The 11465-nt window shown below is 63.1% G+C and carries 11 protein-coding genes; 3 read left to right on the plus strand and 8 right to left on the minus strand.

Annotation, left to right across the window (positions count from 1 at the left end):
• Positions 1-522 (minus strand): protein-disulfide reductase DsbD domain-containing protein (locus tag EOC06_RS17225; RefSeq protein ID WP_281062084.1); only part of this gene is annotated, 522 nt, incomplete at its 3' end.
• A gap of 170 nt (positions 523-692) precedes the next feature.
• Between EOC06_RS17225 and EOC06_RS17230 the strand changes: the two genes are divergently transcribed.
• Positions 693-1301 (plus strand): YqgE/AlgH family protein, encoded by a 609-nt coding sequence (locus EOC06_RS17230; RefSeq protein WP_023808594.1) that lies wholly within the window; start codon positions 693-695, stop codon positions 1299-1301.
• Positions 1302-1306: 5 nt separating this feature from the next.
• Here the strand turns inward: EOC06_RS17230 and EOC06_RS17235 are convergent, their stop codons facing one another.
• Genes EOC06_RS17235 through thrC form a run of 4 tightly spaced genes read right to left on the minus strand, consistent with a single transcriptional unit; the run spans position 1307 to position 7515 of the window.
• Positions 1307-4195, minus strand: coding sequence for an EAL domain-containing protein (locus EOC06_RS17235; RefSeq protein WP_127270311.1), 2889 nt, complete (start codon positions 4193-4195; stop codon positions 1307-1309).
• Between the two features lie 3 nt (positions 4196-4198).
• Entirely contained in the window at positions 4199-4795 is a 597-nt protein-coding gene (locus EOC06_RS17240; RefSeq protein ID WP_127268573.1) for a GNAT family N-acetyltransferase, read from the minus strand.
• Between the two features lie 15 nt (positions 4796-4810).
• Positions 4811-6103 (minus strand): pitrilysin family protein, encoded by a 1293-nt coding sequence (locus EOC06_RS17245; RefSeq protein ID WP_127268574.1) that lies wholly within the window; start codon positions 6101-6103, stop codon positions 4811-4813.
• 14 nt (positions 6104-6117) lie between these two features.
• The gene (thrC, locus tag EOC06_RS17250; RefSeq protein ID WP_128308334.1) at positions 6118-7515 is read right to left on the minus strand and encodes a threonine synthase; all 1398 of its coding nucleotides are present in this window, start codon (positions 7513-7515) and stop codon (positions 6118-6120) included.
• A 128-nt stretch (positions 7516-7643) separates the two neighbouring features.
• On the opposite strand from thrC, the gene EOC06_RS17255 reads away from it, so the two are divergent.
• Positions 7644-8375: a hypothetical protein gene (locus EOC06_RS17255; RefSeq protein WP_127270306.1), complete on the plus strand. Its 732-nt coding sequence runs from the start codon at positions 7644-7646 to the stop codon at positions 8373-8375.
• Between the two features lie 42 nt (positions 8376-8417).
• Here EOC06_RS17255 and EOC06_RS17260 read toward each other — a convergent pair whose 3' ends face one another.
• Positions 8418-9104: an HAD family phosphatase gene (locus tag EOC06_RS17260; RefSeq protein WP_128308335.1), complete on the minus strand. Its 687-nt coding sequence runs from the start codon at positions 9102-9104 to the stop codon at positions 8418-8420.
• Between the two features lie 176 nt (positions 9105-9280).
• On the opposite strand from EOC06_RS17260, the gene EOC06_RS17265 reads away from it, so the two are divergent.
• Entirely contained in the window at positions 9281-10414 is a 1134-nt protein-coding gene (locus EOC06_RS17265; RefSeq protein WP_127268824.1) for a site-specific DNA-methyltransferase, read from the plus strand.
• 66 nt (positions 10415-10480) lie between these two features.
• Here EOC06_RS17265 and EOC06_RS17270 read toward each other — a convergent pair whose 3' ends face one another.
• Together EOC06_RS17270 and EOC06_RS17275 are read right to left on the minus strand one after the other, a co-directional pair.
• Positions 10481-11092, minus strand: coding sequence for an HAD family phosphatase (locus EOC06_RS17270; protein WP_127319723.1), 612 nt, complete (start codon positions 11090-11092; stop codon positions 10481-10483).
• On the minus strand, positions 11085-11465 hold a 381-nt coding region (locus EOC06_RS17275), incomplete at its 5' end, for an NUDIX domain-containing protein (RefSeq protein ID WP_164898622.1). The genes EOC06_RS17275 and EOC06_RS17270, both read right to left, overlap by 8 nt.

Genomic DNA, 11465 nt, shown 5'->3' on the forward strand with positions numbered 1-11465 from the left:
TAGCGCCGCGAAACTCGCCTTCACCAGCGCTGCGTCCTCGGCATTGTCCGGATCGGAGGCCGGGTCGACGGTCAGCCGCGTCTGCACCGGGATGCAGATCGTTTCGCAGATGCCGAGAAAGATGTCGGCATCGATCAACGCCGGCTGGTTCGGCGCCGCCAGCGTGAATGTCACCGGCAGAGAAACCGGATAGTTGTAGCCTGCCCATTTGCCATAGCCGTCGTCATGGCGCTGCGGCGCCGGAAACGATAGCGCTGCGTCGGCGATGTTGGTGCTGGCTGAAATGTCGAGTTGCGGTGGCACGCCCGCGTCGCCCGGATCGCGCCAATATGTCTTCCAGCCGGGCTTGAGCGCTATGTCGAGAACGCCCTGGATGCGGCCGGTGTCGTCGGCTTTGCCTGAGGTCACCAGCCGGACCTTGCCGCCTTCGCTGTTGTACCACGCCGATGAGGAGGCGGCGGCGGGAAGAGCGGTTGCCGATCCGATGGCGGCGCCGAGCAGCAGGATTTTCAAGCTTCGCATGGCGGTGATTTGATCGTCCGTTCGTGGCCGCGCAATGATTTCATGGCCTTGCCGGTATCATATTTGCGTGACTTCGAGGGAGAAGAATGTTCGAGCCGCCGCCACAGGCTTTGGTCGAATCCAGCACGGCGCATCTTTTCGGCGCTTTGGAAACGCGTTACGCTCCCTTCATGGACTTGTTGCGCCACAAGAAGACGGTCGCCAGTCGCGGCTTTCTCGACGATCAGTTCCTGATTGCCATGCCCGGCATGAAGGACGACCGTTTCACGCGCTCGGTCATCTATGTCTGCGCACATTCCGATGAAGGCGCCATGGGCCTGATCATCAACCAGACGCAGCAGATGCTGTTTCCGGACTTGCTCGTGCAACTGGGCATCATGAACGAGCAGGAGGCGATCCGATTGCCGGCTCAGGCCCGCGATTTCGTCGTGCGCAATGGCGGCCCCGTGGACCGCAGCCGGGGCTTCGTCCTGCATTCGGGAGACTATCGGGTGGAATCGTCGCTGACCGTTTCCGACGACATCTGCCTGACCGCGACCGTCGACATATTGCGCGCCATATCGTCCGGCCGCGGGCCTCGTCATGCGCTGATGGCGCTCGGCTATTCCGGCTGGGGCGCCGGCCAGTTGGAGACCGAGATCGCCGAAAATGGCTGGCTGACCTGTCCGGCCAATGCCGAGCTTCTGTTCGACACCGATATCGAGCGCAAATACGACCGGATCCTCGCCTCGATCGGTATCGACCTTGCGCATCTCAGCTTGGCGGCCGGACACGCCTGATCCGCTTACGCTTGCGTCAGCGGATACTGCTCTTTCAGCGTCTTCAGCACTTGGTCGCCCGGCATCGGGGCGCCGAACATGAAGCTCTGCACATATTCGCAGCCCATCTGACGCAATTCCAGCGCATCGCTCTCGTCCGAAATGCCTTCGGCGACGACGGACAGACCGAGCTCGTGCGCCATGTTGACCATTGATTTCAGCAGCACCGCGCGCTTGGGCGTGTTGTCGTCGACGAAGCTCTTGTCGATCTTGATGGTGTCGAAGGGGAAACGCGTCAGGTAGGCCAGTGAGGAGTAGCCGGTGCCGAAATCGTCCAGCGACAGGCCGATGCCGAGCTGCTTCAGCTTGGTCAGCACATGCGCGGTCTGCTCGGGATTGTCCATGACAAGCGATTCGGTGAGCTCCAGCCGGAAGCAGCGCGGCTTCAGATTGGCCCGCGCGATGACCGAGCGGACGTCGCTGACCAGGTCGCGGCGGATCAACTGGCGGCTGGACAAATTGACCGAGACCGACAGCGGCGCGTCACCGATCTGTTTTTGCCAGCTGGCGAGATCTTCCGCCGCCTGCTGCATGGCAAACAGGCCGAGCTGCACGATAAGCCCGCAGCTTTCGGCGACCGGGATGAAATCCGCCGGCGGGATCATGCCGCGGCGCGGGTGGTCCCAGCGCAGCAGCGCCTCGAAGCCGGCGACGCTGCCGTCCTCGAGCCGCACGATCGGCTGGTAGGCAAGCGTGAATTCGCGCCGTTCGATGGCGCGGCGCAGGTCGGATTCGAACTGCAGCCTGTCGGTGCCGACAGTGCGGAAAGCCGGACGGAACGGCTCGATCCTGTCGCCGCCGAAGCGCTTGGCCTGATGCATGGCAAGCTCGGCATCCTTGACCATGTCCTCGGCCGACATCTGCGGCGAATTCCAGGTGATCAGTCCGATCGACGCGGTCAGCACGATCTCGCGCTTGGCAAAGGTGATCGGGTTGTTGATGGCATGCTTTATGGCATCAGCGACCGCAGCGATGCGGGCCGGGTCTTGTTCGGACAGCAGCATCAAAGCGAACTGGTCGCCGGCAAAGCGTGACAGCGAATCCTTCGGCTTGAGCAGCCGGTGCAGGCGGCGCGCGATGGTCAAGAGGATGGTGTCGCCGGCCGAGATGCCGAGCCCGTCATTGACCTGCTTGAAACGGTCGATGTCGATGACGAAGACGGTCGGGCGTACCTTTTCTTCGGTGCGCGCGATCGAGATGATCGCTTCCAGCCGGTTCATCAAAAGTTCACGGTTGGGCAGGCCGGTCAGATTGTCGTGCACGGCGTCGTGCAGCAGCCTTTCCTCGGACTTTTTCTGCTCGGTCACGTCGACCATGGTGCCGACGCAGCGGATGACTTCGCCGTCCGAGCCGATGACCGGGCGTGCGCGCAGTGAAAACCAGTGATAGTGGCCGTCGGCGCCGCGCAGGCGGAAATTCTGCGACACCCGGCCGCGCCGGTGTTCGAGCACCACGTCGAGCGTCGTGCGGAACGTGTCGCGGTCGTCGGCATGCAGCACCGGCAGCCAGTTGCGGGCCGCGCCGCCAAGGCTGTTCGGTGCCAGGCCGAGCTGGATGCTGACATCGGGCTTGGTGACGACGCGGTCGCGCAGCACATCCCAGTCCCAGACCGTGTCGCCCGATCCGGCCACCGCCAGCGCCTGCCGCTCGAGGTCGGAGAACAGGCCCTGGTGCAGGGCGCCGCCGGCAAAGGCGTGCTGCATCACTGTGAAGCCGATCAGAAGGATGATCAGGATCAGCCCGCCGCCCAGGGCCGGCTGGGCAATGTCGTTGTCGAGCATGCCGGTGATCGCCATCCACGATCCGCATAGCCACAACAGCACCATGACCCAACTGGGCACCAGCATGATGGCACGGTCGTAGCCGCGTATGCCGAGGAAGATGATCAGGCCAAGCCCGGTCAGTGCGGTTGCGGCGAAGGACAGCCTGGCGATGCCGGCGGCAACCGCCGGATCGACGATCGCGACCCCGGCGATCAGCACCAGCCCGAGAATCCAGACCAGTGCGCCGTAGCTGAAATGGCCGTGCCATCGGTTGAGGTTGAGATAGGCGAACAGGAACACCACGAAGGTTCCAGCCAGCGCCACCTCCGTTCCCGCCCGCCACATCTGCTCATTGCCGGGCGAGATCTCGATGACCTTGTTGAGGAAGCCGAAATCGACACAGATATAGGCCAGTACCGCCCAGGCAAGCGCGGCGGTCGCGGGGAACATCGAGGTTCCCTTGACCACGAAAAGAATGGTGAGGAACAGCGCCAGCAAGCCTGCGATACCGATGACGATGCCGCGAAACAGCGTGTAGGAATTGACCGAGTCCTTGTAGGATTCCGGATCCCAGAGGTAGACCTGCGGCAGCTTCGGCGAGGCCAGTTCGGCGATGAAGGTGATCACCGTGCCGGGGTTCAGCGTCACCCGGAAAACGTCGGCATCGGGGCTGGTCTGGCGGTCGAGCGCGAAGCCTTCGCTGGGCGTGATGGCGGCGATGCGGGTCGAGCCGAGATCCGGCCAGAAGATGCCGGAATTCACCAGGCGGAAATGGGGTGCGACGATCAGCCGGTCGAGTTGCTGGTCGGTGGTGTTGGCGAGCGCGAACACCGCCCAGTCGCCGGTCGAACGGGCATCATTGGCCTCAACCTCGATGCGCCGCACGATACCGTCCGGACCCGGCGCGGTCGACACCTGGAAATTCTCGCCCTGGTTCCGGTAGATCTCGACGGCGCCGGAAAGGTCGAGCGCGACGTCGTCGCGGGCGATCTTGATCGGCTCCACGGCGAAGGCCGACGATGCCGCCCACAGCGTCAGGAGTGTCGCGAGGACAAAGGCGAACAGCGACCCGTTTCGCAGGAAATTCGTCAAAAATCAGTCCTTCGTTCCAACGCCCGGCGGATCGTCCGCGATCCGGGCGTAGAGGTAGTGGTCCTGCCAGATGCCGTTGATCCTGAGGTAGGATCGCAGCAGTCCTTCGCGCCGAAATCCGGCTTTTTCAAGCACGCGGATCGACCTGATGTTGTCGGGAATACAGGCCGCTTCGATCCGGTGCAACCTCAGCGTATCGAAGGCGAAGCGGGCCACCACCTTGACCGCGTCGGTCATCAGGCCGCGGCCGCCGAAGCGCTCGCCGATCCAGTAGCCGACATGGCCGCTTTGCGAGACGCCATGGCGTATGTTGCCGAGCGTGATGCCGCCAGCAAGCTTGCCGCTGCTCTTCTCGAAGATGAAGAAGGCGATCGCGGTTCCTTGCGCATAATCTTCGCGGTAGCGGCTGATGCGCAGCCGCCATGCGTTGCGGTCGAGTTCATCGGGAGTCCAGCGTGGCTCCCAGGGTTCGAGGAAGGCGCGGCTTTCGCCACGCACCACCGCCCACTCGCGGTAGTCGTTGGTGAACGGCACGCGCAGCGTGACGCGGTCGCCTTTCAGCGCCGGCAGGTCGCGGCGAAAGAAAGGGAGCGCGAACACGACGCTTCGAGGGGCTTAGACGGCGAGCTTACGGGCCGCGGTCTGCGTGCCTGCGAGCGATTCGAGGATCGCCTCGTATGGCGCCAGTGTGCCCACAGGCCCGACAGCGGTAAGCGTCGGCTTGGTCGAGAACAAACGCGACGATAGATCGGTCAGCCGCTCGACCGTCAGCGCCGACAGCCGTTCCATCAGTTCCTCCTTGGCGATCGGCCGGCCGAACAGAAGCAACTGCCGTGCGATCTGCGAAGCGCGGCTGGCCGGGCTTTCGGCTGACATGATCAGTCCGGCGCGATATTGGGCGCGCGCCCGGTCGAGTTCTTCCTGCAGGATTTTCTCGCCGGCCTTCTGCAGTTCGTCGATGATGACAGGCACCAGTTCGGCGATGTCGCTTTGGCCGGTTGCGGCATGGACGCCGAAGACGCCGGTGTCGGAAAAGCCCCAATGGAAGGCATAGACCGAATAACACAGGCCGCGCTTCTCGCGGACCTCCTGGAACAGGCGCGACGACATGCCGCCGCCGAGGATCATCGAGAGCACCTGCGAGGCATAGAAGTCGCGCACATGATAGGCCCGGCCTTCGAACCCCAGCACGATCTGCGCGTCCATCAGGTCGCGGTCCTCACGGAAGTCGCCGCCGACATATTGCGCATATTGCGGGATGGTGCTGTCGGCCTTGCTGCGGAAGCCGCCGAGTTGCTTTTCGACCTCGCGCACGAAATTGTCATGCTTGATGTCGCCGGCGGCGACAATCACCATGCGCTCGGCGCCATATTGCCGCTCGATGAAGTCGTGGAGTTGCTTGGAGGTGAAGGATTTGACCGTTTCGGGCGTGCCGAGAATGGAGCGTCCAATCGTCTGATGGCGATAGGCGGTTTCCGTGAAACGGTCGAAGACGATATCGTCGGGGGTGTCGTGCGCGGCGCCGATCTCCTGCAGGATCACATGCTGTTCGCGCTCGAGTTCCTGCGGGTCGAATTCGGACTCCTGCAGGATGTCGGCAAGAATGTCGACGGCCAGCGGCACGTCGTCGGAGAGCACCCTGGCATAGTAGGAAGTGGTTTCGACGCTGGTGGCGGCGTTGATCTCGCCGCCGACGTCCTCGATCTCCGAGGCGATTTCGAAGGCGCTCCGCCTTTTCGTGCCCTTGAACGCCATGTGTTCGAGCAGATGGGCCATGCCATGCTCGTCCTCACGTTCATTGCGGGCACCCGACTTGACCCAGGCACCAAGGGCAACCGATTCGATGCTTTGAAGGGTTTCGGTGGCGACTGTCAGGCCGTTCGACAGACGGCTTACCTCAACACCCATATGGCTAGTACTCCTTAACGCGCCGCCCGCGCGCGGCGGCCGACATAATCTTCCACCATTTTCAGGTCGGAGGGAAGTACCGTGTATTTTTCCTCCGATGTCATCAACCCACCTAGCCATGCGGGCAGTGCGGGCGACACGCCGCTGGCGGCTTCGACGGCGGCCGGGAATTTTGCCGGGTGTGCGGTACCCAGCACCACCATCGGGACGGCGCCTGACGCCTTGCCCGCAGCGACATGTACAGCTGCCGCGGTGTGCGGATCGAGCAGATAGTTGCTGCCCACGAGCGTCGAGCGGATGGTGGCGGCGACCTCGTCCATATCAGCCCGGCCGGCGTCGAATTCCGACCGCATCCCGGCGATTTGCTGGGGTTCGATGGTGAAAGCGCCGGACTGCTTCAGACCGTCCATGTAGCGCCGCACGGTCGCCGCGTCACGGCCGGAGGCCTCGAACAGCAGGCGTTCGAAATTGGACGACACCTGGATATCCATCGACGGCGACGTGGTCGCAAAGACACCCTTGGTGCGGTATTCGCCGGTCGAAAAGGTGCGCGCCAGAATGTCGTTGTCGTTGGTGGCGATGACCAGCCGCTCGATCGGCAAGCCCATCTTCTTGGCGGCGTAGCCGGCGAAGATATCGCCGAAATTGCCGGTCGGCACGGTGAAGGAGACCGGCCTGTCCGGCGCGCCGAGCGACAGCGCCGAGGAGAAATAATAGACGATCTGGGCCATGATCCGGGCCCAGTTGATCGAATTGACGCCAGATAGAGCCACCCGGTCGCGAAAGCCGTGATCGTTGAACATGTCCTTGAGCAGTCCCTGGCAATCGTCGAAATTGCCTTCGATCGCCAGCGCATGGACGTTTGCAGCCGTCGACGTCGTCATCTGCCGCTGCTGCACCGGCGAGACGCGGCCGTGCGGGAAAAGGATGAAGATGTCGGTCCGGCTGCGACCGGCAAAGGCATCGATGGCCGCCCCGCCGGTATCACCCGAGGTGGCGCCGACGATGGTGGCGTGCTGGTCGCGTTCGGTAAGCACATGGTCCATCAGCCGGGCCAGAAGCTGCATTGCCACGTCCTTGAAGGCGAGCGTCGGCCCGTGGAAGAGTTCCAGGATGAAGGTGTTGGGGCCGGTCTGCACCAGCGGGCAGACGGCCTCGTGGCGGAAGGTGGCATAGGCTTCGCGCACCAGTCGCTCGAAAACGGAGGCCGGGATCTCGTCGCCAAGGAACGGCGACAGCACGCGGATCGCAAGGTCGGGATAGGTGAGGCCGCGCATGGCGCGGATCTCGGCGGCGGAAAACTGTGGCCACTCGCGCGGCACGTAGAGCCCGCCGTCGCGCGCCAGCCCGGCCAGCACGGCGTCGGAAAATCCGAGAACGGGGGCTTCCCCGCGGGTACTCACATAGTGCATGTCACAATTCCGTTACTGCTTGGCTTTTCCGTCCACCGCAAGGTGGTTAATTTCTGCGCTGGCTCAGTCGCATTTTTGCCGCGCGGTTGATATACGTCACCAGCTTTGCGAGAGGGAAGTGCAGTTTCATGGCGTTTCGTACATTCAGTGGTCGCTTTTTGGCGGGTCTTGCGCTCACCGGCTTTATGCTTGCCGCCGCCGGCTGCCAATCGGGCGACAATGGCATCCTGAACCTCGGCATAGGCAAGAAGGAGGACCCGACGGCGCCACCGCCGCCCCAGGATCCCAAGATACTGGCCAGCCAGTTGCAGGCCTATTGCCCCCGGGTGACGGTGCGCGACGGTACGGCCTTCTTCAACACCTATTCCAGGGAAGCTCAGAAGCCCAAGCCCAGGATCAAGAAGACCGGCGACGCCGCGCAGGATGCCGCGGCCCAAGCCGAGGCTGACGCCGCTGCTGCAACTCCGCCCGACGAATCGGCCAATATCATCTACCAGGCGTCGGTCAGCGACGTGACACGCGACTGCAGCCGTGCCAACGGCCAGCTGACGATGAAGATTGCGGTCGCCGGCAAGATTGTGCCCGGACCGAAGTTTTCTCCAGGCACGATCACTATGCCCATCCGCACGGCTGTGATGCATGGCACCGAGGTCCTCTATTCGCAACTCCACCAGTATCAGGTCCAGGTCACCGATCCTTCGGTCGCCACGCAGTTCGTCTTCACCGATTCCAATGTCGTCGTGCCCGAGCCGACGGCGCAGGACTATCAGGCCTTTGCCGGCTATGACGAAACCGCGCATCAGGCAACGGCCGACAAGCCGAAGAAGACCCGCCGCAAGAGGGCTGCCGCGACGAACTAGGTCTCGGCAGTTGCATGAGGCGTGCGTCGCGGCGCACGCTTCTCAGGCGTCCGACCACTCCGACAGCGCCGCGATCACGCTTTTCAGCTCCGCCCAGCGGCGGATCACCGTCTCGGCGCCGGCCTCGGTGAGCGCGTCGGCATGGCCGGGATAGCTGTGGGCGGCTCCGGTGAAGCCGATCACCCGCATGCCCGCCGCCCTTGCGCCGTGGACGCCGTGCACGGAATCCTCGATGACGAAAGTGTTCCCCGGGTTGGCGTTGAGTTTCTCCGCCGCGAACAGGAACACGTCCGGCGCCGGTTTCGTTTTCCCGGTCGGTGTTTCCATCGCCGAAAAAATCCGGTCGGCGAAAAACGGCAAAAGATGCACCTTCTCCAGCATGAATTCGATCCGCTCGGAGCGTGAATTCGAGCAGACGCAGCGCGGCACGGTTACCGCGGCAACGGCCTCGCGCGCGCCATCGATGGCGCGGACGTCGCTGCGCAGTTTGCGGTCGACCAATTGTTCCTCCCTGTCGATCAGAGAGGCCTGGAAGGGGATGCGGGACTTTTCCTCGACCCGCAGCATGATGTCCTTGAAGGTCAGGCCGGCATAGCTCTCCGAAATCTCCTCAGCCGATATCTCGTATCCTGCCAAGGTCAAAAGCTCGGCGTCGACACGGGCGGCGATGATCTCGGAATCGACGAGCACGCCGTCGCAATCGAAGATGACAAGGTCTGGCTGGGGCATGGTGATCCGGACAATGGGAGGGCGAAGTGGCCTCGGAAGGCTCAGGCGGCGCGGCATACACCAACAGGGCCGCCTTCGCAAATTCGCCCCACCCGTCCCTTGGCCTTCACGGAATATTTACGCTGATCGGTAACCATAACCAGGAGTAAACAGTAACGCGTGCCCTGGGTGTCAGAATGTCTGCCGTGCGTCTTCTCGACGAGCTATCCCACGCTCCCCAGCAATCCGAATGGCTGGACACGATCCTCAAGGGCGACTGCGTCGCCGCGCTCGACCGGCTGCCCGAAAAATCGATCGACGTCATCTTCGCCGATCCGCCCTACAATCTGCAGCTCGACGGCGACCTGCACCGCCCCGACCAGTCGAAGGTCGACGCCGTCGACGACGAATGGGACCAGTTCGAGAGTTTCGAGGCCTATGACGCTTTCACGCGGGCCTGGCTGCTGGCGGCGCGCCGGGTGCTGAAACCCAACGGCACCATCTGGGTCATCGGCTCCTATCACAACATCTTCCGTGTCGGCGCCAAGATGCAGGATCTCGGCTTCTGGATCCTCAACGACGTGGTCTGGCGCAAGACCAACCCGATGCCGAATTTCCGCGGCCGCCGCTTCCAGAACGCGCATGAGACGATGATCTGGGCCACCCGCGACCAGAAGGGCAAGGGCTATACCTTCAACTACGAAGCCATGAAGGCGTCCAACGACGATATCCAGATGCGCTCCGACTGGCTGTTTCCGATCTGCACCGGCGGCGAGCGGCTGAAGAACGACAATGGCGACAAGCTGCATCCGACGCAAAAGCCGGAAGCGCTGCTTGCCCGCATCATGATGGCCTCGACCAAACCGGGCGACATCGTGCTCGATCCCTTTTTCGGCTCCGGCACCACGGGCGCGGTGGCCAAGCGTCTCGGCCGCCATTTCGTCGGCATCGAACGCGAGCAGGCCTATATCGACGCCGCCAACGAGCGCATCGACGCGGTGCGGCCACTGGATGGCGCCGATCTCACCGTGCTGACCGGCAAGCGCGCCGAGCCGCGCGTTGCTTTCGTCAGCCTGATCGACACCGGCCTGATGATGCCGGGTGCGACGCTCTACGACGCCAAGAAGCGCTGGGCCGCCAAGGTGCGCGCCGACGGTACTGTGGCGATCGGCGACAGCGCCGGTTCGATCCACAAGATCGGCGCCGAAGTGCAGGGGCTGGATGCCTGCAACGGCTGGACCTTCTGGCACTATGAGCGCAGCGGTGGCCTGACCCCGATCGACGAGCTGCGCCGCATCGCGCGGCTCGGCATGGAGCGGGCAGGGGCCTGAACCCCTGCCAATTGCTTCGAATGCCGTTGATTCAAAGGCTCAACGGATCGCGCGAAGTGATTCAAATCAGGCCTTAATTCCGAGACGTTCGAGGTCTGCTTGAAGCGCCTTTGCATCGGTGAACAGCACCGATTGCCAGCCTGCCGCCTTGGCGCCATCGACATTCTTCTGGCTGTCATCGATGAACAGCGTGGCCGCCGGTTCGAGGCCGAATGCGGCGACGTGGTGATCGTAGATGCCGCGATCCGGCTTGATCATGCCGATTTCGCCCGAGATGGTGACGCCGCGTGGACGATTGAGGAAATCGAAGCGCTCGCGGGCCTCGGCCAGCGTGTCGCTGGCGAAGTTGGTCAGCATGGTCACGTCGTGGCCGCTCTCGATCAGGCCGAGCATGATGGCGACACTGTCGTCATAGGCATGTGGAACCATCTCGTGCCAGTGGCGGCGGAACCCGCGGATGTTTTCCGCGTGATCGGGATGGTCCGCGATCAACAGCGCCTCAGCCTCTTCCCAGGTCCGGCCACGATCCTGCTCGATGTTCCAATCATGCGTGCAGACATTGTCGAAAAACCACTTTCTCTCTTCGGCATCCGGAATGAGGCGGCTGAACGGAATGTTGGGATCGTAGTGGATCAGCACTCTGCCGATGTCGAAAACGATGTGGCGTATTTCAGTCATGGGGCCTCTTTGCACTGTGTGGCGACGGCTTTTTCGTCGCGCCGGGTATCGCAGCCTCGATTGCCTTTTTCATGACAGTCGGCAGCGCCTCGCCGGAAATCTCGTGAGCGAGCGACCAGAAATGCCCGTCTGGCGCATCACCTTTGATGTGAGCGTGAAAGACTTCGAGTTCGAGAGCGAAATGCGTGAAGACATGCGCAATGCGGCCCGCATGCCGCCAGTCGGCAGGAAAGGGCGCGGCCGCTTCCGTGGTTGCCCCATCGATCCGCGCGGTCCAACCCGTCGTCGGCACCTCGGTCATGCCGCCGAGCAAACCCTTCTCCGCCCGTTTGCGCAGAAGGATGGCGCCGTCGGCCCGCACGGCGACAAAGGC

This window comes from Mesorhizobium sp. M7A.F.Ca.MR.362.00.0.0 (assembly GCF_004023175.1).
In the GTDB taxonomy this organism is placed as follows: domain Bacteria; phylum Pseudomonadota; class Alphaproteobacteria; order Rhizobiales; family Rhizobiaceae; genus Mesorhizobium.